Raw genomic sequence first — 24714 nt, 5'->3', positions numbered from 1 at the left:
GAGCGCTTTCAACAAAAAAGAACTGCACCCGGGGAGGCTGCGTTTCCCCCCGGGCATCGCCCGTTCAAGACGTGAGACGAACTCCTGTGCGCTCCAACTGCCGCCAGAAGCCCGGGAAACTCTTCTCCACGCATTCGGGTCCGGTGAGCGTGAGGGGTACACCGGATAGAACAGAGAGAGTAGCCGCCACCATTGCCAGGCGGTGATCTCCCTTGCTGTCCATGGAGAAGCTCGGCGGATGGGAGGTAGGAGGGCTGATTGTCAGCGTCTCACCCTCCAGGTGGGTGCTCCCACCGAAAGCGGCTACCAGCGTACGGATTCCCTCCAGCCGGTCGCTCTCCTTGAGGCGCAGGACTCCCACGTCCGTGAGGGTGGACGGGCGGGGCAGCACACACGCGAGCGCCGCGAGGGTGGGCAGTAGGTCCGGGCACTCGGTCCCCGAGGCCACCAGCCCGTCGCGGGCCGTCCCCGTCATCCGCAGGGTGTTGTCGGGGCCGGGAACCGCCTTCAGGCCCGCGCGCTCCACCAGCCGCACCAGCGCCTGGTCCGGGTGGGCACTGGCCAGGTCCGCCCGCTCCACGCTCCCCCCGGTACGCCAGGAGATGAGCAGCAGGTAGCCCAGGGAGGACCAGTCGCCCGGCATTGCCGGGGTGCGCTCGGGGGCACGGTAGTCCGTCACCTCGAAGCGGCCCTCCTGCTCCCGCACGGTGAAGCCGAAGCGGCGCAGCCAGGAGACGGTGAGCTCCAGGTAGCCCGCGCTTGTCAGCGGGCCGACAATCTCCACCCGCCACGGGCGGCGCTCGCGCAGATACAGGGCCGCACAGCCCAGCAGCAGGCTGGAGGCGTACTGGCTGCTCTGCGCTCCCGGGACGCGGAAGACGGGCTCTCCGGTGCGGTCGGGCGCCTTGATCTCCACCGGCCAGGGGCTGCCCTCGGTGAGCACCAGCCCCGAGGGGCCGAGTGCCTCGCGCAGGGACTCGAAGAGGGGGCCATGGGGCCGCTCGCCGAGCCGGGGCGTCCCCGTGACGCGCACGTGTGTGCCGGGCGTCACCGCGGCCTGGGTCACGAAGATGCGGAAGGGGGCTCCGCCATCCGCGCAGTCCACGTCGCGCACGGTGCCGGGCGGCTGGCGCAGGGTATTGATGCCCCGGGTCAGCACATGCACGTCCGCGGGCAGGAAGTGCTCGGGCTCCTCCTGGAGGACGGGCAGGGGCCAGGCGCCGGTGAGGTGGGCCAACACCAGCGCCCGCTGTGCGTCGGACTTGGAGATGGGCGGCGTGAGGACCGCGGGGGTGAGCTTGCTCGAATCGACGTGAATCTGACTCATGGGCGAATTCCTCGGGTCCAGGCGGGCCACAGCGCGCGCCACACATCCGCGGAGACGTCGCGCACCTCGGAGCGACCCACGTCGGTGAGCAGTACCATGCGCAGCTCGCCCGCGCTGCCGGTCTTCTTGTCCGCGGCCAACAGGGCCGTCACGTCCTTGAGGGGCGCACGCTTGAGCAACTGCGCCGTCCGCTCCCGGCCGAGCACTCCCGGTCCCCGGTTCAGCGCGTCCTCCACCCGCTGCGCCACCTCGTCGGGGGTGACGCCCATGGCGCGCCCCACGTCCAGCGCGCACAGCATGCCCAGGCCCACCGCGTCTCCGTGCGACAGCTTGAAGTGCGAGACGCTCTCCAGCACGTGGCCGAAGGTGTGGCCGAAGTTGAGCACCCGCCGCAGGCCCTGGTGCTCGTACGGGTCCTGTGCGCAGACGGACTCCTTGAGGCGTCGCGCTTCCTTCACCATCCGCTCCAGCGAGGGGGCCCGGCGCGTCCAGGAGCGGAAGAGCTCCTCGTCGAGGCTGGCCGCCATCTTCCAGGCCTCGAGCGCGCCCTCGCGGAGCTGGGTGTCCGAGAGGCTCGCATAGAGCTCGGGGCAGAGCCACGCCTCGTCGGCGTAGTGGAAGACGCCCACCGGGTTCTTCACCACGCGCCCGCGCACGGTCATGTCCACCGCGCCCTTGCCGCCCAGGCTGCTGTCCACCGCCGCCAGCAGCGTGGTGGGCACCTGGACGAGTCGCACTCCCCGCTTGAGCAGGTGCGCAGCCACCGTGGAGACGTCGCCGATGGTGCCTCCGCCGATGGCGATCAACGTGCCCGAGCGCGGCATCGACAGGCCCGCGGCCATGAGCTGCTCCAGGGCCTCGAAGGTCTTCGCGACCTCACCGCCGGTGAGCTGGACGATGGTGTGGGGCTTGCGGGCCTTGAGGGCCGGAATCAGGGTGGGGTGAAGGCGGGCCACCCGGCGATCCACGACGGCGAAGCTGCCCTCGGGAAGGGTGGCGCACAGACGCTTGAAGGAGCCCCACCGGTCAGCAGCGTGACGGTAGGCGCCAGGAGAGAGCTGGATCATGCGGAGTGGGGGCGGGCGTTGAGTTGAAGGACGAGGTCCGCCAGCACGAGGGAGACCATGGACTCCAGCACGGGCACGGCGCGGGGCATGATGCAGGGATCATGGCGCCCGCCCTTCGCGTGGTCCGCGAGCGTGGCGGGAGGCTTGAAGAAGACGCGCACGGCCACGGGCTCGCCATTGGCCAGGCCGCCCTGGATGCCGCCGTAGGTGTCCTTCTGGGAGTGGAAGATGCTGCCGGGCTGCTCGATGCGCGCGAGCAGATCCGGCGGGCCCCAGACGACACCCGTGACGGCGCCCACGCTGCCCAGCGCGAGCGCGAGGAGTGCTTTGATCTTGCCGAAGATGGGCTCGCCGAGACCCACGGGCAGGCCGTCGACGCGGATGTCGATGCAGCCACCGAGGCTGTCACCGGCCTCCTTGGCGGCGAGGATCCGTTTGGACATCTCCTCGCGGACCACCGGATCCGGGCAGCGGGTCGCGTGGGCGTCCACCATGGCGCGGGTGAGGCCGGGGGCGGGCACGGCGGATACCAGGTTGCCTACCTGCGAGACCCAGGCGACGGTGCGCACCTCGGGGAAGGCCTGGGCGAGGTACGCCTCGGCGACGGTGCCTCCGATGACGCGGCAGAGCGTCTCCCGGCCGCTGGTGCGCCCACCGCCGCGGTGGTCACGGTGCTTGAAGCGCTCGCGCCAGACGGCATCGGCGTGGCCGGGCCGGTCCTCGGTCTTGAGCTTCTCGTAGTCCCCGGAGCGCTGGTTGGTGTTGCGGACGATGGCCGCGATGGGCGTACCGAGCGTCTTGCCCTCGAAGACACCGGAGAGGATTTCGACCTGATCCGGCTCGGCTCGCGCGGTGGTGATGGAGGACTGACCGGGACGGCGGCGGTCGAGCGCGGCCTGGATGAGCTCGCGCTCGAGGGGGATGCCGGCGGGACAGCCGTCGATGATGGAGCCGAGCGCGGGGCCGTGGCTCTCGCCGAAGGTGGTGAGGCGGAAGAGGGTACCAATCGTATTCATGAAGCGGTCTCCCAGAGGGCGCGCTGCTGTCGGGCCTGGGCGATGAACCAGGCCGCGCCGAGGAGCAGCGGAGTCCCCCCGCGGCGGGTGATTTCGGTGGCGATGCGGCGCGCCGGGGCTCCGTAGGCGATGACGGCGACGCGGGCGCCCTCGAAACGAAGGGCGTCAGGTGGAGTGATGCGATCCGGCCAGGTCCAGATGCCGGAGCCAGAGAGGGGGCCGGAGATCTCCGCGCGGCGCAGGAAGCGGAGCTGGCGGCCAGTCTCGGAGCCCACGGCGCGGATGGCGGCACTGGCGCCGCCGTCACCGAGGACAAACACCTCCTGGGCGCCGAGCCGTTCGAGGACAGTGCGAGCGCCCGCGGTGTCGGTGTTGAAGGACTCCCAGCGATCGCGGCGGCGGACGAGGGTGTTGATGGCGTCGAGCGGCGAGCCGGTGTGCCGGGCGAGGCGGATCTTGAAGGGGCTGGTGATGGCGAAGCCGCGGTAGTGAGGCAGGAGGGCGTCGACGAGGGACTCGACGGGAGCGTCCTCGGGGATGTCGATGCGATCAAAAGGCTGGAGGTGGATGCGAGGCGAGCGCGAGTGCGCGATCGAAGTCCCCAGGATCGCCAACCTGCCCGTGGATGCCCCCTCTCCCTCTGGGAGAGGGCTGGGGTGAGGGTCTTCCCGAGTCAGAGCCCGCGTCTCCCGGACCGCATCCGCGAGCAACCGCTGTCCCGGAGCGGCCTTCCAATCGCCGCCCACCGCGACGTAATCGAGCACATTGCGCCGGGCGAGCACGGCGCGAACGGGAAGGGCGGTGGGCCCCATGGCGAGAACCGTCACTCGCCCGTCTCCGAAGCGGGCCCGCAGCCGCGCCTGGGTCTCCACGAGCACGGAGATTCGCTCCCGGGACTCCTGTCCGAGTGGCTCGATGTGCTTCACCAGCGAGCCGGGCGGAAGCGGCACGTCCCACAGGCGAAGGGCCTCTTCAGTGGACAGGGGCCGCTCGGCATGGTGCGAGGCCAGCAGCTTCCCGGCTGGAGCAGCCAGGTCTCCGGCATGGACGACATCGCGATCCACCCACCGGGCAGCGGCCACCCAGGCAGGAGGAAGGGGCGTTCCGCGCTCGGACACGAGCAGCTCCAGGATGTCCGAGAGCGCCGCGGCATCCACCGCCTCCGCGGGGTGGAGATCCGTGCGCACCTCCAAAACGTCGGCGCCCCGGCTCCGCGCGTCGGCGGCGAAGCGCAGGGCGTCGGGGCCGCGGAGGCTCGGGGGGAGGGTGACGACGCGGCGGGCGGGCGTCATGGCTTACTCTCGGAAGGGGCAAAGGCGCGCAAAAAGTCGGCGAGGCTCACGGTAGGGACCCGCGCGTGGAGCGCCTGTCGCTGGTGGTAGATGGAGTGGAGCTCCTCATCCAGGGACATGCCGGGGCTCAGCCGGGGACGCGTGGTGTCGGCGAGGAGCCGCTCGCGGTAGGTCTCGAAGGAGACGGGCACGAGCAGGGTGTAGCTGGAGTCGAGTGCTTCCGGATGGTTCGAGAGGAATCCGCCGCCCACGGCGACGATGGAGCCACGAGGCAACTCCAGGAACAGGCTGCGCTCGGCCTCACGGAAGCCTTGGGTATCTAGCGCCACCCATTCGCGGAGGCTCCGACCCGAGCGGCGCTCGAGCTCGGCATCCAGATCCAACCCCTGCCTTCCCAGCAGGGCGCTCACCATGGGCAGCAGACGCGTCTTGCCCGCGGAGCGATGCCCGGCGATGGCGAGGGTCTGCTCGGGCGCAGGCATCAGTCGAGGGCCTGGCCTGGCAAGCTCCTCTCGCAGCGCAGGCACGAGCCGTGGATCCACAGCTTCGAGGATGCGCTGGATGAGCTGGTGCCTCTGCTCAGCGGACAGTCCCGACATAAACGTAGGATGTCCCGAACATCATCGGATGGGCCACCCTTTCTTTGTAGGCGCCGGATTGCTCCATCAGTGAGAGGAACTTCTCGCCAGCTGGGAATGCGGCCGAGGTTCGGGGGAGGTACTCATAAGCTGCTCGATTGCCGGTGAGCAGGCCGCCGATGGTGGGCATGATCACCTTGCTGTACAGGCGGAACAGCGCACCGAAGAAGCCCGTGGGCTGGCCGAACTCGAGCACCACCACGCGGCCACCGGGGCGGACCACTCGGGCCATCTCCTTCAGGCACTTCACCGGGTCATCCACGTTGCGAATGCCGAAGGCGATGGAGGCCACGTCGAAAGAGGCGTCCGCGAAGGGCAGCGCCATGGCGTCGGCCACCTGGAACTCGACTTGGAGTCCCTCGCGGGCGGCCTTGGCCGGAGCGTTGTCCAGCATCTCCTTGCAGAAGTCGGTGCCCATCACGCGGCCCGAGGCGCCCACCTTGCGCTTGAAGGCCAGCGCCAGGTCTCCGGTGCCGGTGGCGCAGTCGAGGATGGCGTTGCCCTCCTGGGCGCCACTGAGACGCACGGCCGAGCGCCGCCACAGCCGGTGGATACCAAAGGAGAGGACCTCGTTCGTCACGTCGTACCGCGTGGCGATGGAGGAGAACATCTGCCGGACTTCGGTGCTCATCGAGCCCCCACGACATGTGCCGGGAGTTCCGGCATCCAAAGGTGACGGTCCATGGCGCCCAGCACACCCGGCAGCCGCCGCATCAGTTGGGCGAATCGCTCTGGTGTAAGGGCCTGCTGCCCGTCACACAGGGCCTGCTCGGGCCGGGGGTGGACCTCAATAATCAATCCGTCCGCCCCGGCCGCCGCTGCCGCCAGCGCCATGGGCTGAATGAGGTCCGGCTCGCCCGTGGCGTGCGACGGATCCACGATGACTGGCAGGTGCGTGCGCTGCTTCGCCAGGGCCACGGCCGCCAGGTCCAACGTGTTGCGCGTGGCCGTCTCGAAGGTGCGGATGCCGCGCTCACAGAGGATGACCTGCTCGTTGCCGCCATCCAGCACGTACTCGGCGGCCAGCAACCACTCCTGGAAGGTGGCCGCCATGCCCCTCTTGAGCAGCACCGGCTTGCGCAGCTTTCCCAGCGCCCGCAGCAGTGCGAAGTTCTGCATGTTGCGCGCGCCCACCTGGAGGATGTCCACGTGGTCCTCCATGAGCGGAAGCTGCGCGGCGTCCATCACCTCGCTGACGATGGGCAGCCCCACCTTGCGCGCTGCCTCGGCCAGCACGCGCAGGCCGGGCTCTCCCATGCCTTGGAAGGAGTAGGGGCTGGTGCGAGGCTTGAATACCCCACCGCGGAGGACGTGGGCCCCGGCGGAGGCAACGGCGGCAGCGGTCTGCTCCGTCTGCTCCATTCCCTCCACGGCGCAGGGGCCCGCCATCACCACGAAACCAGGGCCCCCAATCTCCACCTGTCCTACACGGACGCGCGTGCCCTCGGGCCGCCAGGCCCGGGCTACCCGGGGAGTACCTTCTCGAGGCGTCCCCGCGCCTTCCTCACCTGGCTTGCCGCTCACGGCCGCCTCCCGTTCCCTGTGGAGTTCACGTTGTTTTGAACCCCGTGATGCTTGTATAGCCAAATCGCCGTACAGAACAACAAGAGGTTGCTGCCTTGGCTGGTGGTAGGGCCTTGCGAGGACCGCTGATGACGACGCTCGGACGCGCTGACGGAGGCCACTGGGTGGCAGGGAGGATGTCCCTGTCCGCCGTGGATCCGCTCGCGGGGGCGGAGGTGTTGGGGGAACCGTCCGTCTATTGGGAGCGCCCACTGGCGCACGAGGCGATGGCGGGGTGGGGTGAGGCTGCGTCGGTGGAGGCCGAGAGCATCGCGCGGGCTCAAGAGGTTCTGAAGGAGCTGTCGGCGCTGGACTCGGTGCGGTGGCTGGGCGAGGCGCCCTCCGCTCTGCCGGGACCCTGGTTCGGGGGCATGCGCTTCTCGGCGGCGGGCAGGGATGCGGGGTGGGGGGCGTTCGGCTTCGGCCGGTGGACGCTGCCGGAGGTGGTGGTGTGGCGCGAGGGCTCGGGTCTAGAGGTGGCGGCCTTCGCGCCCGAGGGCCCTGGGGCCGAGGACGTGGTGCGCTCGCTGCTGGCTCGGGTGGGGGTGGCCTTCCCGGCCGGGTTCCGGCACGCTCGGAACGGCTCCCAGGCACTGCGGCTGGTCTCGTCTCGGCCGGACTTCGAGGGGCGTGTGGAGCGTGCGGTGGAGACGATCAACTCCGGAGGCCTTCAGAAGGTGGTGCTGGCCCGGGCGGTCGAGGTGGAGAGCGAGCACTCCTTTGATCGCGTAGAGGTGCTGGCCCGGCTGCGCGAGCAGAATCCGCGCTGTGCCACCTTCCTCTTCCGGGCGCCGGACGGTGCGGCCTTCCTGGGCGCCACGCCGGAGACGCTGTGCCGGGTGGAGGGGCGTCGGCTGGAGACGGAGGCCCTGGCTGGCTCGGCACCGCCCGCTCAGGCTGGGACGCTGGAGGCGAGCGACAAGGACCGCCGCGAGCACGAGGCGGTGGTGCGCTACATCCTCCGGGCGCTCAAGCCGCTGACCGAGCAGCTCGAAGCGGACGCCGAGCCCGCGCTGCTCACCTTGAAGAACGTGGCGCACCTGCGTACCGGCATTCGCGCCGAGCTGCGCGAGGGGGTGGGGGTGTCGGAGCTGGTCGCGGCGCTGCACCCCACACCGGCGGTGGGGGGAACCCCTCGGGAACGCGCACTGGAGTTCCTGGTGGAGCACGAGGCGTTGGATCGAGGCTGGTACGCGGGTCCGGTCGGCTGGGTAGGACCCGGGCGGGCGCACCAGATGGTGGCGTTGCGTTCGGCACGCATCAAGGGATCTCAGGCCCGACTCTTCGTGGGTGCTGGTATCGTGGCGGGCTCAAGCGCTGAAGCGGAGTGGCGCGAGACGGAGATGAAGAGCCTGGCCATGTTGCGCGCCCTCGGAGGAGGACATGTCTGACGCCAACCTGAATCAACTGTGGGCGCGGGCATTGGTGGAGGAGTTGGTTCGAGGAGGCGTGAGGCACGCGGTGGTGTGCCCGGGTTCGCGCTCCTCGCCCCTGGCCCTGGCGTGCGCCCGGATGGAGGGGGTGCGCACCTGGTCCGTCATCGACGAGCGCAGCGCGGGGTTCTTCGCGCTGGGGCTGGCCAAGCAGTCGCGCGCTCCGGTGGTGCTGGTGGCCACGAGCGGGACGGCGGGGGCGCACTTCTACCCGGCGGTCATCGAGGCGGCCATGTCGCACGTGCCGCTGGTGGTGCTGACGGCGGACCGGCCCCTGGAGTTGCAGGGGTGGGGTGCGGCGCAGACGGTGCCGCAGGCGCGCTTCTATGGGGAATTCGCGCGGCTGTTCGCGGACGTGGGCCTGCCGGAGGCGGACGATGGGGCGCTGGTGCACCTGCGCGCCACGGTGGCCCGGGCCGTGGCCGTGGCTTCGCGAGCCCCGAGGGGCGCGGTGCAGCTCAATGTGCCCTTCCGCGAGCCGCTCGCGCCCACGCCGGGCTCGTTCGACGCCAAGCACCTCTCCTCGCTGGCACGGGAGGGCAGGCCGGGAGCGCTACTCACGCGCATTGTCCCGTCGGCGCGTCAGCCGGATCCAAAGGTCCTGGAGGAGGTCCGCGCGCGGGTGGCGGCCACCGAGCGGGGCGTCATCGTCTGCGGACCCCGGGACGAGAATGACGGTTTCGCGGAGGCGATCGCCTCGCTGGCCGAGGCCACGGGCTACCCGGTGCTGGCCGAGGCCACCTCCCAGGCGCGCTATGGCGGCGGCCCGGCGGCGGTGTCGCTCTATGACGCGATGCTGCGGCATGAGCCCTTCGCTCGGGCGCACAAGCCGGAGCTGGTGCTGCGCTTCGGCGGGGGCCTGACGCCCAAGGGGCCGCAGGCGTGGATCGACAACTCGGGCGCGGAGATCGTGGTCTTCAGCGACGAGGGAGCGCTCTTCGATCCAGTGCACCGTGCGTCGCGGGTGGTGGAGGGCTCGGCGGTGGTGGCGTGCGAGGCGCTGAGCCAGGGGCTCTCCAGGGGCCTGGGCCCGTGGGCCCGGAGCTTCCTGTGGGCCGAGCAGTGGACGCGGGCGGCCCTGGAGTCGGCGTTCTCGGAGGATTCCTCGCTCACGGAGATGCGCATCGCGCACGACGTGGTGGCGGCGATGCCGGACGGGGCGAACCTTTTCGTGTCCAGCAGCATGCCCATCCGGGACGTGGACGCCTTCGCGCCGTCCATGGGCCGGGGGCTCCGGATGCTGGCCAACCGGGGAGCCAACGGGATCGACGGGATCGTCTCGAGCGCGCTCGGGGTGGCGGCGGCGTCGGGGCGTCCCACGGTGCTGCTGACGGGAGACCTGGCCCTGCTGCACGACGTGGGCGGGCTGCTGACGGCGCGCCGTAGCGGGGTGCCCCTGACGGTGGTGGTGGTGAACAACGACGGGGGAGGTATCTTCTCCTTCCTGCCCATCGCGCAGGCCGAGGGTGTGAAGTCACACTACGAGCCGCTGTGGGGCACGCCGCACGGGGTGGATCTGTCGCATGCGGCGGCGCTCTACCAGGCGCGCTTCCGGCGCCCGGACTCTCCTGCGGCGCTGCGCTCGGCGGTGGCCGAGGGACTCAAGGGCGGGCTCCACCTCATTGAAGTGAAGGTGGCGGAGCGCGAGAGGAACGTGGATCTGCACCGGCAGCTCTTCGCGAGGATGGCTGCCGCACTGGGAGAAGGCCCATGGCTCTGAAGCTGGCATACGAGACGTGGGGAGAGGGTCCGTACCCGCTCCTCTTCCTGCATGGATTCACGGGGAACCGGACGGCGTTCGATCACCTGCGCCCGCTGATGAGCTCCAAGGTGCGGGCCATCTCGGTGGACCTGCCGGGGCATGGGCAGTCGCCGCTGCCCTCGAGGCTGGGACGAGACGGCTTCCTCGAGACGATCGACGCGCTGATCCGGGTATTGGACGAGGTGGGGGAGCCGAAGACGAACCTGCTGGGGTATTCGCAGGGGGCGCGCTTCGCCCTGGCGGCGGCGCTGAGCAGGCCGGAGCGCTTCGGGCGGCTCATCATGGAGAGCGGTACCCCGGGGCTGCACCGGCGCCAGCATCGGACGGAGCGGCGCGTGAGTGACGCGCAGCTAGCGGCCATGCTGCGGCAGAAGGGGGTGGCGTCCTTCATGGAGTACTGGGAGTCGCTGCCGCTCTTCGCGGGGGTGCGCAAGCTGCCCGCCGAGCAGCAGGAGGCCCTGCGGGCCCGGCGGCACCTGTGCACGGTGGAGGGGTTGGTGGGGGCGTTGGAGTGCCTGGGCCAGGCGGTGCAGCCGGACTACTGGCCGGAGCTGCAGCGCCAGCGGCTGCCCACGCTGCTGCTGACAGGGGCGCTGGACGAGAAGTTCACGCAGATTGCTCGCCGGATGGCGGCGGAGTTGCCGGTGGTGTGGAGGCGCACGTTCGAGGAGTGCACTCACGCTCCGCATCTGGAAGTGCCGGAGGAGTACGCCCGCGAGGTGATCTCCTTCCTACAGACACCCTGGTACGAGTCACCCGAGTTCGAGAACGCCGTGCCCGACAAGAGCGCGGCCGGGGGCAACGGCTAGCTCCCGAGAGCCAACTTTCATGAACGCGATTGCTCCCGCGGTGGAGGCACCACGCCCCACCTTGAAGACGTGGTTGATGGCCGCGAGGCCGAAGACGCTGACGGCGGCGCTGGTGCCGGTGATGGTGGGAACGGCGCTGGCGTACGGACTGGGCGTGGGCCGGTGGCTGCCGGCGTTGGCGGCGCTGGTGGGCGCGATGCTCATCCAGATCGGCACGAACCTGACGAACGACTACTACGACTTCAAGAAAGGTGCGGACACGGAGGAGCGGCTGGGGCCGAAGCGGGTGACGCAGAGCGGGCTGATTGCACCCGGGGTGGTGCTGGCGAGCGCGCTGACGTGCTTCGGGCTGGCGGTGGCGACGGGGACGTACCTGGTGGTGGTCGGGGGCTGGCCGATCGTGGCGATCGGACTGGCGTCGGTGTTTGCGGGGTACTCGTACACGGGAGGCCCCTTTCCGCTGGCGTACCACGGGCTGGGGGACGTGTTCGTCTTCATCTTCTTCGGGCTGGTGGCGGTGCCGGGGACGTTCTACGTGCAGGCGCTGACGGTGGGTCCGGCGGCATGGTGGGCGGCGATTCCGGTTGGAGCGATCGGCACGGCGCTGCTGGTGGTGAACAACCTGCGCGACGGGACGACGGACGTGAAGGCGGGGAAGAGGACGCTGGTGGTGCGCTTTGGCTCGACGGCGGGCAAGGCGGAGTACGTGGTGCTGCTGGCCATGGCCTTCGCGACGCCGCTGGCGATGTGGGGCCTGGGGCTGGCGAGCCCGTGGGTGCTGCTGGCGCTGCTGAGCGCGCCGGTGGCGGTGCCGCCACTGAAGCTGGTGTTGGGGGCGGAGGGGGCGGCGTTGAACCCGGCGCTGGGCGGGACGGCGAGACTGCAGCTGGTGTTCGGGCTGCTGTTCTCGGTGGGGCTGTACCTGAGGTGAGCCGATGCGCATCACGAAGACGGCCCTCCAGACGCTGCGGCTGGAGATGGTGCACCCGCTGAAGACGGCGAGGGGCACCTACGGGGCGCGAGAGGGCTTCGTGGTGTGCGTGGAGGACGAGGAAGGGCGAGTTGGGCAGGGTGAAGCGATGCCGTTGGAGGAGTTCGGCACGGAGTCGCCGGACGACTGCGAGCGGGCCCTGAAGGAGTTTCTGGATCATCTGGAGCGATTACCGAGCCCAATCACCCCTCGCCCAATCACCCCTCGCCCTCCGGGAGAGGGACGGGGTGAGGGTATCTCGGACGCCAGGTTGGATCCGCGTCAACTCCCTCTCCCTCTGGGAGAGGGTTGGGGTGAGGGTCTTCCCACGAGGACACCCGCGGCCCGACACGGGGTGGAACAAGCGCTCCTGGATCTCCAAGCGCAGCGCAGAAACATCCCCCTGAGCCAACTGCTTTCGAGTGAATCACGCTCCGAGATTCACGTGAACGCGCTCCTCGGAGGCCAATCGCCGGAGGCGCTGGCGGAGGAAGCGCGGAGAGCGGTAGCGGAAGGCTACGAGACGCTGAAGCTCAAGGTCGCCGGGCGTCCCTTGTCCGAGGACGTGGCGAGACTCTCCGCGGTGCGCGAAGCGGTCGGAAGAACCATCCGCCTGCGAGTGGACGCGAACGGTGCGTGGACAGAAGAGGAGGCGCGAGCCGCACTCGAGACACTCGGCCGTTACGAGCTCGAACTCTGCGAGCAACCGGTGGCGCCCGAGAACCACGAAGCCCTGTCCCGCCTCAGCAAACACCCCCCATGCCCCCTGGCGGCGGACGAATCACTGGCGCTGCCACATGTCACCCAGCACATCCTGAACCACGCGGGCACGGTGGGCATCCTGGTGCTCAAGCCGATGGTGCTAGGCGGGCTGCTTCCCACGCTCGCCCTGGCGCGCGAGGCGGCGAGGAGAGGCCTGGACGCATACGTGACGAGCTCGCTGGACGGAGTCATCGCGAGAGCGGGAGCGGCACACCTGGCGGCGGCGCTGCCGTCGGGGAGGTACGCGTCGGGGCTCGGGGTGGGACACCTCTTCAAGAACGAGCCCGGGAGCCATCCATTCCGCCCGGTGCGGGGCCGCATCCAGCTTCCGCGGACGCCGGGCCTGGGAGTGAACTGATGAAGTGGACATGCCCCATCCGGGCCGGAGCGGAGACGAGGCCGGAGGCACCGGCACTGACCTTCGGAGGCCGGCTGTGGACGTACCGGGAGCTGGACGCCGAGGTAGGCCGGTGGGTGGCGGCGCTCCACTCTCGAGGCGTGCAGCCGGGAGACCGGGTCGCGCTGCTGGCGACGAACCACGCGGCGGTGGCGAAACTCTTCTTCGCACTGGGGCGAGTGGGGGCGGTACTGGCACCCCTCAACGCGAGACTCACCCGAGCGGAGCTCCAGCCCCTGAGCGAGGACGTGGCCCCGAGGCTCACTCTGGCGCTCACGGGGCTCGCGGATCGCCTCCCAGGAGCCGAGGCCCTCGAGTCCTTCGCGGACACCGTGCAGACCCCCGTATCCACCTGTGCGCCGCTAGACGCGAAGACGCCGCGGGTCATCCTGCTGACCTCAGGGACGACGGGCCGGCCGAAGGGGGCGGTGCTGACGGAGGGGAACTTCCGAGCCTCTGCGTGCGCCTCCGAGACGAACCTCGGAGCCCACCCGGCGCCGTACTGGCTGGGCACGCTGCCGCTCTTCCACGTGGGGGGCCTGGCGATGCTCACTCGCACTGCGTACGACGGAGGCTGCCTCGTGCTGCGGGAGCGCTTCGAGGCGGACGACACCAACCGAGCCATCGACGAGGAAGGAATCACCCACGCGAGCTTCGTAGCCACGACGCTGGAGCGGGTGCTGGAGGCGCGAAAGGATCGCCGAGTCCCGTCCACATTCCAGCTAGCGCTGATCGGCGGTGGACCCGTCCCGGCGCCGTTGCTGGCCCGAGCGAGGGCGGCGGGCATCCTGTCCCTGCAGACCTACGGACTGACGGAGGCGTGCTCTCAGGTGACGACGGAGCACCCGGACGAGGCGGACGGGCGGACGGCGGGCAGACCCCTACCAGGTCTCGAGGTGCGCATCGTGGGGCCCGGGGGCGAGGCGCTGGAGGCGGGGAAGGAAGGGGACATCGAGGTGCGCGGCCCCACGGTGATGGCGGGTTACCTGAACCGGCCCGAGGCCACGCGTGAGGCGTTCCGAGACGGCTGGCTGCGGACGAAGGACGTCGGAGTACTGGACGGGCGGGGGCGGCTCACCGTGCTATCCAGGCGGACGGACCTGATCGTCCGGGGAGGGGAGAACATCTACCCGGCGGAGCTGGAGGCGGTGCTGGCGGCGCACCCAGCGGTGAGGGAGGCGGCGGTGGTGGGGGTGCCGGACGAGCGCTGGGGCGAGGTGCCGGTGGCGTTCGTGGCGACGCGTGACGGGGCCCCGCCGCCGGGAGAGCTGGGGGCGTGGTGCCGCGAGTCACTGGCGGGCTTCAAGGTCCCCGCGCGCTTCTTGGGAATCGAGGCCCTGCCGCGCAACGCCATGGGGAAGATAGAGCGGACGGTGCTGCGCGAGCGGGCCCTGGCAGGCTGCTGAAAAAGTCCGGCGGTGCTCAGCCCGGGGACGAACGCCATGCCCCGCCGGAGGATGTCGCCCAGGCCGAGCAGCGCCGAGCGGTCATCCCTAGGAGCCTGTCGGAATACCTCGGCTACCCACTACATGAGGGGTAGTGCGACTCAAACACACCGCTATGGTTGGTATGTAGGAGTCGTTTTTCGGCGATTCTCCGACAAGCTCCTAGTACGTGCAGCGCAGGACCTGGCGGTAGGTGCCGCACTGGCCGAAGTCCGTCGTGCCCGCGGGCTGTGAGTGGTAGCAGGTGTAGACGGCGGGGTCGCAGTCCGGGCTGGGCCAGACGTCGTAGGCGTCGCCATCGGTGACCGCGAACTCCGTCACGCGCGCGACGAGGCGCGCCGTCTTCTGCATGGCCACGCCGTCATCCGCGCCCGCGCTGAAGGTGAGCGGGACGGTGTGCGGGTCGATGGCCTGGTACAGCGTCGGGTACGACCAGTCGAGGCGGTAGTTGGGCCGACCGTAGACCTGCGGGATGCCGTCGGGTGCCGTGACGGAGAGCCAGTCCACGTACCCGGACACCGAGGCGCGGCCACGATAGAGGAGATGGGTGTTGCCCTGGACGACGTAGATGGGGTTCACCGCCTCGTCGATCCAGATGCCGCTGTCGCCGCGGAAGTCGAAGAACCGCGGGGCAATCACGATGCGCGCGGTGTACGAGCGCGGCGTGCCCGTGGAGGTGTCGACGCGGACGAAGAGCGGCAGGCCGGAGAGCACGGTGTTGAGCTCGTGGCCCTCGTGGAGGACGATCTCGAACCGGCGCTCGCTGATGACGTGCGCGTCCCCGAAGGCGTCGTCGGGGACGAAGCTCAGGACGCCCGAGAGGTAGCGGTTCGCGGTGGCGCGGATGATGAGGGCGCGGACGCCATCACGCTCCTCGAGGGTGCCGAGCGTCTCGAAGCTGAGCTCGTTGTCGCCCACCGAGGCGTAGAGGCGGGTGGCCGTCGCCGCGGCGGTGCTGACGCCGGTCTCCTCCGCGGTCTCGGGGATGGGGTTGTTACAGGCCGCGAGCGCGGCGAGGCTGGCGAGGGCAAGGGTGCGCAGTTGCATGGGGGGGGCTCCAGGGTGAAGCTCCCCACGTACCACAAGCCTGTGACACGCTACGGGCGGGGCCTGTATCAGTCCCGTGACATGATTCTGTGTGATGGACAGGTCCATACCCCGTGAAACGAAAAAGCCACACCCCTGGGACTTCCCGGAGCAGAGCCCTTCCCAAGCGCTTCCACGTCGAGCACGGAGCATCGGGGCTCACCGTGACGTGGCACTGGAGGGACAATGGCAACGGGCCCCTGTTCGTCACCGTCGCGGTCATCTTCGCTCTCGTCGCGCCCGCATGGTTCTGGGTGGCGGTGAACCTCAAGCCCGAGGACACGGACTTTCGCAACGCGGGCCTCTGGTGGGTCTTCTTCTCGGCCCTGCTCACGTACGGAGCGCTCACGTCCTTTCTCAACCGCACGGTCCTCACGGCCACCCGGGAGAGGCTGTCCGTGCGCTCGGGGCCCCTGCCCGCGGCGCTGAGCCGCGAGGTGGACGCCTCGGAAGTGGCCCAGCTCTGGTGCGAGGAGCACGTGAGCCGAAGCCGCGACCGGAACACCACCTCCACCCGCTACTCCCTCAACGCGACGCTGAAGGACGGGCGCGTCGTTCACCTGGTGAAGGACTTCCCGAGGCGCGAGGAGGCCCGGGCCCTCGAGCGCCTCATCGAGCGCTACCTCGGCATCACGGACCGGGCGACGTCCGGAGAGGTCTGAGGCTCCCCGTACCGGAGACCGCCGCGGCTGTTCGCCTTGCCGTGAGCCAGCGGGGTCACGCGGCGTCGAGCGTGTCGTCGGCCTCGAAGAGCCAGGCGCGAGCCTCCTCCTCGGTGTTGAAGCGGCGCAGGATGCGGTCCATGCCGCTGCCGCGGGCGATGCGGTTGAGCTGGAGCGCGGTGAGCTCGCTGCCGACGAGCTCGGCGATCCGCCGCATGCCGGCCTGGATGGCGGCGGCCTGCCCCTGCCGGAGGAGCTCCGCCGCCTCGGGCGAGGTGGTCCGCAGCTGGCGCAGGTCGGCGAGAACCTTGACGCCCCGTCCCTGAGCCGCGAGGGACTTCACGGCCTGGACGGACTGCTCGACGAACTGCTGCATCTCGTCCGTGCGGATAGTGCCTTCCAGGGTGACTTCGACGTGCGTTTTCGACTGCGCGACCTTGACCTGGAACAGGAGGAACCTCGCCTGAACGGAGCCCGGGAACGGCTCCATTTCCTACCTGGAATCCCTACCGCGTGCCAGATGCACCGGGTGTGACGGCGCGGTGAAAACTGGAGAGGCCGGAAAGAGGCGCGGAAGGGGGGGGCCTGTCATGTTTTTGGCGGGTCCGGGGTGCTTTGGCCTAGAATCTCCGGCTGACGAGAGAGGTCACTCCCCTGGATCTGGCAACGTTCAACAAGCTGCTCACGGTCGGCGTGCAGAATGGCGCTTCGGACATCCACTTCCGGCCGGGCGATCCTCCCATCTACCGGGTCAACGGTGTGCTGCGGCCGTTGAAGATGGAGAAGCTTCATCCGGACCACACCAAACAGGTCGCGCTCCACATCATCAGCGATCCGCTGACGAAGAATCAGGTGGACAGCCTGCAGGAGTACGACACCTCCTACGGGTTGCCCGGGGTGGCGCGCTTCCGGGTGAACATCTACCGGCAGCGAGGCACGCTGGCGTGCATCCTGCGCATCATCCCGGATGAGATTCCCACCATCGACGGGCTGGGGCTGCCGCAGGTGCTCAAGTCGATCGCCGCCAACGATCGCGGGCTGGTGCTGGTGACGGGGGCCACGGGCTCGGGCAAGAGCTCGACGCTCGCGTCGATGATCGATCACATCAACCGCACCGAGAACCTGCACATCCTCACCATCGAGGACCCGGTCGAGTTCATCTACAAGAACCTCAAGTCCTCCATCTCCCAGCGGGAGATCGGCCCGGACACGGAGAACTTCGCCATCGCCCTGCGCGCCGCGCTCCGTCAGGACCCGGACGTGATTCTCGTGGGCGAGATGCGCGACACGGAGACGATCGACATCGCGCTCAAGGCCTCGGAGACGGGCCACCTGGTGCTGTCGACGGTGCACACGACGGACGCCTCGCGCACCATCAACCGCCTCATCTCGGTGTTCCCGGCCGAGGAGCAGTCCATGGTGCGCATGCGCCTGGCGGACAGCCTGAAGGCGACCATCTCGCAGCGGCTGTTGCCCAAGGCGGACGGTAAGGGGCGCACGGTGGCGCTGGAGATCATGGTCCAGACCAAGTCGGTGGAGCAGTACATCCGCGAGGATCGGGCCAACGAGCTCAAGGACGTCATCGAGAAGGGCCGAGACATGTTCGGCATGCAGTCCTTCGATCAGCACCTGAGCCAGCTCTACCGTCAGGGGGTCATCACCCTGGAGACGGCGCAGAGCGCGGCCACCAACCCGGCGGACTTCCAGCGAGCGCTCGAGTTCGAGTGAGCGGGAGCGGTGCGCAGGCTCAACTACGCGTGCGGTCTTCCAGGGTAGGGATCGGGCGGGATGGCCGGAAGTCCAGCCGCGTCTGGGCCTGGTTCCTCGCCGGCACAGCCATTCCCGAGGGCCTGACTTGGGCGGCGCGCGTCTTGGTCTCCTGCTCTGCCTGAGGAACGGCGGGCTCCGCCTGCCTGTTGGCGAGCACCTCGTGGACGGCACGTGCCAGCAGGGCCTGCCCCCGCGGATAGGGCGCGGCCTCGTCGGTCAGCGAGCACAACTGCTCGCGCAGCCGCTGGGCGTACGGCGTCCGCTCGTGCGGCTCCCACTGGAGCAACTCCAGGACGATCGCATCCAGAATCGGAGGCACCTCCGAGCGGAAGGTGGACGGCGGGGGAAAGGTCCTCTGGGTGAAGCCCCACCGGGCATCCTGGGAGGCCTCACAGGGGATGACGCGGCGGCCGGTGAGTGCCTCGTAGAGGGTGAGGCCGAGCGCGAAGAGATCCGCGCGGGCGTCGAAAGGAGCGGCACGGGCCTGCTCCGGGGCCATGTAGCCAGGCTTGCCGACGACTCGGCCCGTCAGGGTGAGGGAGACGTGGTGGGCCGCCCGGGCGATGCCGAAGTCGCCCAGCTTCACCTCTCCGATGCGAGACAGAAGGATGTTGGGCGGGTTGATGTCCCGGTGGACGAGGTTGAGGGGCGTGCCGTTGCTGGCCGTGCGGTGGTGGACGTAGTCGAGTGCAGCGGCGAGCTCGGAGCCCAGGTACGCCACGGTGGCCAAGGGGAGGGGGCCGTGGGCCTTGAGCAGCTCGCGGAGGGACACGCCCTCGATGAACTCCATGGCCATGAAGTAGGTGTCGCCAAAGCGGCCCACGTCGAGCACCTGGACGATGTTGGGGTGGTGCAGCAGCGAGCCCAGCTCGGCCTCGCGGCGGAAGAGGGTGACGAAGTGGGGATCCCCAGCATGGCTCGGGAGGATGCGCTTGAGGGCCACCCGCTTCTCGAAACCACCCTCCGGGCTGTAGGTGGCGCGGAAGACCTCGGCCATGCCGCCCACGCCTAGCCGCTCGTGGAGGAAGTACTTGCCGAGCAGCTCCCTGGCGCGCACGGCACGCAGGGCCTCCTCGGCTTTGCGCAGCAGGTGGCTGGCCACGAGCGCCGCGACACAGCCGGTGAGGAAGAGGTACAGGGCTCGCAGGGTGATGAGCGGCGGCGAGAGCATCAGGGGAATCGGTGCCTGCAGCCGCGGCCAGGCCAACAACCAGTACAGGAGCAGCGACGCGGTGGCGGCGAGGGCTCCGGCGAAGATGGCCAGCTTCCGATTGGAGCGCATCGACGCGAGGATGATGAAGGCGCCCCAGAGGATCGAGGTGGGGTTGGTGAGGGCCTGCTCGGCGTTCTCGAAGTGCAGATCGAGCAGGAACTCGAAGACGCCGACGGAGATCTCCAAGGAGACGTTGAGCCAGCAGATGGCGGGATGGAACCATCCGCGCTGGAGCACCCGGGAGAGCCACCCGTAATAACCACCGTAGGCTGCCGTCATGCCGGCCACGGCGAGCGCGCGGGGCCAACCGATGGCGGGTCCCAGCAGAAGGGTGGCGGCGACGAAGCAGACCGCTGCCGCGCAGATGAACCGGGCGACGTCTGCCTCGCGCGTGGCGGCATCATCACGGAGGTAGTCGGCCAGGAGCTGCGGGCCCACCGAACCAGACCTATTCGGGGTAACTGCTTGTTGCATGATTCGCGGATTATTCAATACTCAAGGTGAAACGACCAGACCTGCGAAGTAGGCTTGTGCGCTAGTGGACGGGAAGGGCATGGAGCGGCTCGCAGGCCCACACGTGGAGCGAACATGCGGGCGGCGTCCCTCTCTCCTCGTCCTACTGCCCGCGTGGGATGTGCCCGGAGCGCCACACCTCGGCCGTCAGGTGGGCAGGGAAGCTGGGTCCGGCGCGTGCAAAGTGCGCCGGCATGAACCGGAAGCGATGGATTCGATGGGCCGTGGGGACGCCGCTCGTGGTGCTGGGGCTGCTGGTGGGCCTGTGGCAGCTCTCGAGGTCGTGGACCTACCAGCTCTTCGGCGAGCTCTATCCCCGGGTGGAGACGCCCGAGAAGGTGGTGGCGCTGACGTTCGATGACGGGCCGAGCAGGGGTACCGCTTCGTGACGGTGTCGGAGCTGCTGGCGCTCGGAGGGATTGCTCCGGCTGCCGGGGCCATCACGGCGAATGCGGTGCCACCGACGAACTGAATCACGGCCCCGAGGCCGCGGCGGCGGGATTCGCGGTTGGGGCGCGCCCGCGGATGCGGAGTGAGAAGTCGTCGCGATCCTGTGCGGCGAGGGCGAGCGTGTTGATGCGATGGCGCTCGCGCGTCTCGGCGAGGCTCACGTCGGAGTCGATCAAGCCCAGCGCGAAGGCGAGCTCGTCGGAGTAGGCGGGCAGCAGGGTGCGGTGGTCGTAGGGGACATTGGTCTCGCTGACCTTCTCGAGGTGCCGCACGAGGTTGGTGGTGCAGTTGCTGGTGATCGAGTTGTAGAACTCAGGTTGGGCCTGGAGGCCGTTCATGCGCTGCACCATGTCGAGGAAGAACGCGACGGTGCGCTCCTGAGAGGCGCGGACGGGATAGAGGTAGACGTCGTCGCGGCGATGGTTGCTGCGCAGTTGGATGAGGTCGCGCTCGTCACCGGCGACGTAGATGATCTCGTACTGGCGGAACAGGCCCCCGAGGACTGAATACGTCTCACCGCGCTCGCGGCGGATCTCCACGGAGAAGGCGACGAAGCGATCTCCAGAGAACTCGAAGCTGACCATGGTGTGAGCGGCGCCCTCGAAGCCGGAGAAGGGCTCGACGATGAACCAGGCGCGGACGAGGTCCCGGGTGTCGTAGGTGGCGGAGTACCAGGCGGCGTCCCAGTCGGTGGTGCTGCGGTAGCGGAAGTTGCGGATGTCGTGGAGGGTGACGCGGGAGCCCTGCACCTCGGCGTGGGAGGCGAGGACGAGATCCGGAGCCCAGTCGCGGGTGTGCGAGGGCTGCACGGTGCGCGTCCAGACGAACACACCGACGAAGAGCACGGCGAGAACTCCCAGCGCGAGCCCACGAGAGCCCAGATGCCAGGCGAGGACTACGGCAAGGACGAGGACCCCGGCCACTCCATAGCGCCACCAGGAGATGCCCTGGGCACCTCCACCGGTGAGGAGGACGGCGGGGACGAGCCACGCCAGGCCGATGGCGAGGAGGGCGAACTGACCGGCGAGGGAGAGAAAGCGCATGAACGACCGGGAGTATCCGTCACGAGCCCCAGGTCCGCAGCATTCACGGAAGCTGGGAGAGGGACGGGGTGAGGGTCTAAGTTTCCGCGTGAGATGCCGACAACCGACGAACAGGAGCAGGGAGTCCGGCAGGTGTACGGGGAGATCGCCGGAGTCTACGAGGCCTTCTTCCCCTCCCTGCAACGGTACGAGGGGAGGGTGGAGCGGTTTCTCGGGGAGACGGTGGCCCCAGGCGCCCGGGTGCTCGATGTGGGATGCGGCCCAGGGCAGTTGACGCGGGAGCTGGAGCCGACCGTACAGGTCGTGGGGTTGGATCTCTCACCCGAGATGATCGAGCTGGCAAGGCGGGGCCGGCCGTCGGGCGAGTACCGGGTGCACAGCTACCGCGAGCCCATCCCCGAGAAACTCGGCCGTTTCGATGTGGCGTTGGCGGTGGGGTGCCTCGACTTCTGCGATGACCTGCCGCGGACGCTGGGCCACGTCTCCGCGGCACTGAAACCCGGAGGGCGGCTGTTCTTCACGGTGCTCGAACGCCGCCCGGGGCTGGAGGGGCACGAGGAAGCACTGCGTCAGATCCAGACAGCGGACCAGGAGGTGACGCTGTACTTCTGGTCCTTCACGGAGACAGCCCGAGCCCTTGAGGCCGCGGGCCTGTTGCCACGTGCCTACGCGCACGCGCCCGGCTGGGTGCAGCTCATGGAGCAGCGGACGATGCACTTCGGCTGGTGGGACGTGGCGCGGCGCTGAAACGCCGCCGAGATGTCTTCGGAAGTAGGGTCCGCGGGCGGGGTTGGGGAGTGGCCTTCCCCAGTCGGAGCGCTGTTGGGGATTGGATCCGATAAGTCAGGGCGCTTGGGGGCTGCCGAACATCCTTGACGCGGGGGGCCAGTGTTGCAAAGCATCCGCCGCCCACAAGGTCACACCCTTCCCAGTGTCAGGAGCTTCGTTCATGGCCCCTCCGAGCGGCGAGAAGATCACCCTGCAGAACGGCAAGCTGTCCGTGCCGGATCACCCCATCGTCCCCTACATCGAGGGTGACGGCACCGGCCGCGACATCTGGCGCGCTTCGCAGGCCGTCTTCGACGCGGCGGTGGAGAAGGCCTACAAGGGCAAGAAGAAGATCTCCTGGTTCGAGGTGCTGGCCGGCGAGAAGGCGTTCAAGACGGTCAACAACTGGCTGCCCGACGAGACGGTCGCCGCGTTCCGCGAGTACCTGGTGGGCATCAAGGGCCCGCTGACCACGCCGGTGGGTGGTGGCATCCGCTCGCTGAACGTCGCGCTGCGCCAGATGCTGGACCTGTACGTGTGCCTGCGCCCCGTGCGCTACTTCAAGGGCGTGCCCAGCCCGGTGAAGACCCCCGAGAAGGTCGACATGACCATCTTCCGGGAGAACACCGAGGACATCTACGCCGGTATCGAGTTCGAGGCCGGTAGCGCCAACGCGGCGAAGTTCCTCGACTTCCTGAAGAAGGAGTTCCCGAAGGACTTCAGCAAGATCCGCTTCCCGGAGAACGTGGGCATCGGCATCAAGCCCGTGTCGAAGGAAGGCACCGAGCGCCTGGTGCGCGCCGCCATCGAGTACGCCGTGCGCCACAAGCGCAAGAGCGTGACGATCGTGCACAAGGGCAACATCATGAAGTTCACCGAGGGCGCCTTCCGCAAGTGGGGCTACGACCTGGCGGTGCGCGAGTTCGGTGAGAAGGTCTACACCTGGGATCAGTGGGAGGCCACCAAGGCCGCCAAGAACGAGGACGCCGCGAACGCCGAGCAGAAGGCCGCCGTGTCCGCCGGGAAGATCATCATCAAGGACTCCATCGCGGACATCACCCTGCAGCAGGTGCTGACGCGTCCGGACGAGTTCGACGTGATCGCCACGCTCAACCTCAACGGTGACTACCTGTCCGACGCGCTGGCCGCGCAGGTGGGCGGCATCGGCATCGCGCCGGGCGGCAACATCAACTACGTCACCGGCCACGCCGTCTTCGAGGCCACCCATGGCACCGCGCCCAAGTACGCGGACCTGGACAAGGTGAACCCGGGCTCGGTCATCCTCTCCGGCGAGATGATGCTGCGCCACATGGGCTGGCACGAGGCCGCCGACCTGATCATCCAGGGCATGGACAAGGCCATCGCCAACAAGACGGTCACCTACGACTTCGCCCGCCTGATGCGCCAGGAGAACCAGGGCAACGTCACCGAGGTGAAGTGCTCCGAGTTCGGCCAGGCCATCATCAAGAACATGTAGTCGTTACGGGGAGACAACCCACATGGCTCACACCAAGAAGAAGATCGGTCTTATCGGCGGTGGTCAGATCGGCGGCAACCTGGCCCTGCTCGCGGTGCAGAAGCAGCTCGGCGACGTCGTCCTCTACGACATCCCCGTGGCCGAGGGCCTGGTCAAGGGCAAGGCGCTGGACATCAACCAGCTCTCCGCGGTGGACGGCTACGACTGCCGCGTCACTGGTTCCACTGACTGGAAGGACGTGGCCGGCTCGGACGTCGTCATCATCACCGCTGGCGTGCCCCGGAAGCCGGGCATGAGCCGCGAGGATCTGCTCGACGTCAACCTGAAGATCATGCGGGACGTGGCGGCCAACATCAAGCAGCACTGCCCCAACGCTTTCGTGATCAACGTGGCCAACCCGCTGGACGCGATGGTGTTCGCGCTCCACAAGATCGCCGGACTTCCCAAGAACATGGTCGTCGGCATGGCGGGCGTGCTCGACACCAGCCGCTTCAAGTGTTTCGTGGCCGAGGCGCTCGGCTGCTCCATCCGTGACGTGGAGGCGCTGGTGCTCGGCGGCCACGGTGACGACATGGTGCCGCTGGTTCGCCACAGCACCGTGGGCGGCGTGCCCCTGACCCAGCTGATCGCCAAGGACAAGCTGGACGCCATCATCGACCGCACCCGCAAGGGCGGCGCCGAGCTGGTGAACCTCTACAAGACGGGCAGCGCCTACTTCGCTCCCGCCTCCAGCTCCATCGCCATGGCCGAGAGCTACCTGCTCGACCGCAAGCGCGTGCTGCCGGCCGCCGCCCTGCTCGAGGGGCAGTACGGCCTCAGCGGCTACTTCTTCGGCGTCCCCACGCAGATCGGCGCGGGCGGCGTGGAGAAGATCATCGACGTGCAGCTCAACGACGCCGAGAAGGCCGAGCTCAACAAGTCCTTCGAGTCGGTGAAGAAGACCGTCGGCGAAGTGAAGCTCTAGTGAATCTCCCCTCTCCCTTTGGGAGAGGGTCAGGGTGAGGGTCTTCCCATGCTACCGGGTGACGGCCCTCACCTCCCCGCCCTCTCCCAGAGGGGGAGGGCGCCTGCGCAATCCCACGAGCGGGGCTGATGCCGGAGATGGAGTGGGCTTATCCCTCCGCTCCGGTAATCTTTGCGGCTCGCTGAATTCACCAGTTAACTAGCCGGAAGTATTCGCACCGGAGGTTCGAGCGTCGCGCTCGCACAGTTGCGGCGCCGGCCTTGCCCCCCCAGAGGCGTCTGGCCCTC

General features: G+C 68.9%; 23 protein-coding genes. 12 read left to right on the top strand and 11 right to left on the bottom strand.

Annotation, left to right across the window (positions count from 1 at the left end):
• Nucleotides 1-64: 64 nt before the first annotated feature.
• The 7 genes from OV287_RS29570 to aroF are packed head-to-tail and all read right to left on the bottom strand — an operon-like array spanning nucleotide 65 to nucleotide 6864.
• Complete coding sequence (locus OV287_RS29570) at nucleotides 65-1327, bottom strand: carboxyvinyltransferase (RefSeq protein WP_267537395.1); 1263 nt, start codon at nucleotides 1325-1327, stop codon at nucleotides 65-67.
• A complete protein-coding gene (locus tag OV287_RS29565; protein ID WP_267537394.1) occupies nucleotides 1324-2394 on the bottom strand; it encodes a 3-dehydroquinate synthase in 1071 nt (356 codons plus the stop codon). Before OV287_RS29565 ends, OV287_RS29570 begins: the two co-directional genes overlap by 4 nt.
• Nucleotides 2391-3410: a chorismate synthase gene (gene aroC, locus OV287_RS29560; protein WP_267537393.1), complete on the bottom strand. Its 1020-nt coding sequence runs from the start codon at nucleotides 3408-3410 to the stop codon at nucleotides 2391-2393. The genes OV287_RS29565 and aroC overlap by 4 nt, the downstream gene beginning before the upstream one ends.
• Nucleotides 3407-4702: a shikimate dehydrogenase gene (locus OV287_RS29555; protein ID WP_267537392.1), complete on the bottom strand. Its 1296-nt coding sequence runs from the start codon at nucleotides 4700-4702 to the stop codon at nucleotides 3407-3409. Before OV287_RS29555 ends, aroC begins: the two co-directional genes overlap by 4 nt.
• Nucleotides 4699-5301: a shikimate kinase gene (locus OV287_RS29550; RefSeq protein ID WP_267537391.1), complete on the bottom strand. Its 603-nt coding sequence runs from the start codon at nucleotides 5299-5301 to the stop codon at nucleotides 4699-4701. The genes OV287_RS29555 and OV287_RS29550 overlap by 4 nt, the downstream gene beginning before the upstream one ends.
• Nucleotides 5282-5971: a bifunctional demethylmenaquinone methyltransferase/2-methoxy-6-polyprenyl-1,4-benzoquinol methylase UbiE gene (gene ubiE, locus OV287_RS29545; protein ID WP_267537390.1), complete on the bottom strand. Its 690-nt coding sequence runs from the start codon at nucleotides 5969-5971 to the stop codon at nucleotides 5282-5284. Before ubiE ends, OV287_RS29550 begins: the two co-directional genes overlap by 20 nt.
• Entirely contained in the window at nucleotides 5968-6864 is an 897-nt protein-coding gene (aroF, locus tag OV287_RS29540; protein ID WP_267537389.1) for a 3-deoxy-7-phosphoheptulonate synthase, read from the bottom strand. The genes ubiE and aroF overlap by 4 nt, the downstream gene beginning before the upstream one ends.
• Nucleotides 6865-6992: 128 nt before the next feature.
• Between aroF and OV287_RS29535 the strand changes: the two genes are divergently transcribed.
• From OV287_RS29535 to menE, 6 genes are read left to right on the top strand one after another with little or no spacing between them, the layout of a single operon-like run.
• Nucleotides 6993-8294, top strand: coding sequence for an isochorismate synthase (locus OV287_RS29535; RefSeq protein WP_267537388.1), 1302 nt, complete (start codon nucleotides 6993-6995; stop codon nucleotides 8292-8294).
• The gene (gene menD / locus OV287_RS29530) at nucleotides 8287-10056 is read left to right on the top strand and encodes a 2-succinyl-5-enolpyruvyl-6-hydroxy-3-cyclohexene-1-carboxylic-acid synthase (protein ID WP_267537387.1); all 1770 of its coding nucleotides are present in this window, start codon (nucleotides 8287-8289) and stop codon (nucleotides 10054-10056) included. The genes OV287_RS29535 and menD overlap by 8 nt, the downstream gene beginning before the upstream one ends.
• Nucleotides 10047-10907, top strand: coding sequence for a 2-succinyl-6-hydroxy-2,4-cyclohexadiene-1-carboxylate synthase (menH, locus tag OV287_RS29525; RefSeq protein WP_267537386.1), 861 nt, complete (start codon nucleotides 10047-10049; stop codon nucleotides 10905-10907). The genes menD and menH overlap by 10 nt, the downstream gene beginning before the upstream one ends.
• A gap of 19 nt (nucleotides 10908-10926) precedes the next feature.
• Nucleotides 10927-11838: a 1,4-dihydroxy-2-naphthoate polyprenyltransferase gene (locus OV287_RS29520; protein ID WP_267537385.1), complete on the top strand. Its 912-nt coding sequence runs from the start codon at nucleotides 10927-10929 to the stop codon at nucleotides 11836-11838.
• Between the two features lie 4 nt (nucleotides 11839-11842).
• The gene (gene menC / locus OV287_RS29515) at nucleotides 11843-12997 is read left to right on the top strand and encodes an o-succinylbenzoate synthase (RefSeq protein ID WP_267537384.1); all 1155 of its coding nucleotides are present in this window, start codon (nucleotides 11843-11845) and stop codon (nucleotides 12995-12997) included.
• Nucleotides 12997-14442, top strand: coding sequence for an o-succinylbenzoate--CoA ligase (gene menE, locus OV287_RS29510; protein ID WP_267537383.1), 1446 nt, complete (start codon nucleotides 12997-12999; stop codon nucleotides 14440-14442). Before menC ends, menE begins: the two co-directional genes overlap by 1 nt.
• Before the next feature lie 201 nt (nucleotides 14443-14643).
• Here menE and OV287_RS29505 read toward each other — a convergent pair whose 3' ends face one another.
• Nucleotides 14644-15528, bottom strand: a complete 885-nt coding sequence (locus tag OV287_RS29505) for a hypothetical protein (RefSeq protein ID WP_267537382.1) — start codon at nucleotides 15526-15528, stop codon at nucleotides 14644-14646.
• A 203-nt stretch (nucleotides 15529-15731) separates the two neighbouring features.
• Here OV287_RS29505 and OV287_RS29500 point away from each other — a divergent pair, with 203 nt between their 5' ends.
• Complete coding sequence (locus tag OV287_RS29500; protein ID WP_267537381.1) at nucleotides 15732-16229, top strand: hypothetical protein; 498 nt, start codon at nucleotides 15732-15734, stop codon at nucleotides 16227-16229.
• Between the two features lie 55 nt (nucleotides 16230-16284).
• Here the strand turns inward: OV287_RS29500 and OV287_RS29495 are convergent, their stop codons facing one another.
• On the bottom strand, nucleotides 16285-16719 hold the full coding sequence (locus tag OV287_RS29495; protein WP_267537380.1) for a SpoIIAA family protein: 435 nt from the start codon (nucleotides 16717-16719) through the stop codon (nucleotides 16285-16287).
• A 143-nt stretch (nucleotides 16720-16862) separates the two neighbouring features.
• On the opposite strand from OV287_RS29495, the gene OV287_RS29490 reads away from it, so the two are divergent.
• Nucleotides 16863-17957, top strand: a complete 1095-nt coding sequence (locus OV287_RS29490) for a type IV pilus twitching motility protein PilT (protein ID WP_267542439.1) — start codon at nucleotides 16863-16865, stop codon at nucleotides 17955-17957.
• A 19-nt stretch (nucleotides 17958-17976) separates the two neighbouring features.
• Here the strand turns inward: OV287_RS29490 and OV287_RS29485 are convergent, their stop codons facing one another.
• Nucleotides 17977-19650, bottom strand: a complete 1674-nt coding sequence (locus OV287_RS29485) for a serine/threonine-protein kinase (protein ID WP_267537379.1) — start codon at nucleotides 19648-19650, stop codon at nucleotides 17977-17979.
• A gap of 269 nt (nucleotides 19651-19919) precedes the next feature.
• On the opposite strand from OV287_RS29485, the gene OV287_RS29480 reads away from it, so the two are divergent.
• The gene (locus tag OV287_RS29480) at nucleotides 19920-20114 is read left to right on the top strand and encodes a hypothetical protein (RefSeq protein ID WP_267537378.1); all 195 of its coding nucleotides are present in this window, start codon (nucleotides 19920-19922) and stop codon (nucleotides 20112-20114) included.
• A gap of 84 nt (nucleotides 20115-20198) precedes the next feature.
• On the opposite strand, the gene OV287_RS29475 is transcribed toward OV287_RS29480, so the two are convergent.
• Nucleotides 20199-21218: an Lnb N-terminal periplasmic domain-containing protein gene (locus tag OV287_RS29475; RefSeq protein ID WP_267537377.1), complete on the bottom strand. Its 1020-nt coding sequence runs from the start codon at nucleotides 21216-21218 to the stop codon at nucleotides 20199-20201.
• Nucleotides 21219-21311: 93 nt separating this feature from the next.
• Between OV287_RS29475 and OV287_RS29470 the strand changes: the two genes are divergently transcribed.
• From OV287_RS29470 to mdh, 3 genes are all read left to right on the top strand, one after another.
• On the top strand, nucleotides 21312-21965 hold the full coding sequence (locus OV287_RS29470; protein WP_267537376.1) for a class I SAM-dependent methyltransferase: 654 nt from the start codon (nucleotides 21312-21314) through the stop codon (nucleotides 21963-21965).
• Nucleotides 21966-22167: 202 nt separating this feature from the next.
• A complete protein-coding gene (gene icd, locus OV287_RS29465) occupies nucleotides 22168-23463 on the top strand; it encodes an NADP-dependent isocitrate dehydrogenase (protein ID WP_267537375.1) in 1296 nt (431 codons plus the stop codon).
• A gap of 22 nt (nucleotides 23464-23485) precedes the next feature.
• Nucleotides 23486-24427, top strand: a complete 942-nt coding sequence (gene mdh / locus OV287_RS29460) for a malate dehydrogenase (RefSeq protein ID WP_267537374.1) — start codon at nucleotides 23486-23488, stop codon at nucleotides 24425-24427.
• Nucleotides 24428-24714: the final 287 nt, after the last annotated feature.

Origin of the sequence: Archangium lansingense (genome assembly GCF_026626635.1) — a bacterium.
In the GTDB taxonomy this organism is placed as follows: domain Bacteria; phylum Myxococcota; class Myxococcia; order Myxococcales; family Myxococcaceae; genus Archangium; species Archangium lansingense.
This window is presented reverse-complemented; position numbering and strand designations above follow the sequence as displayed.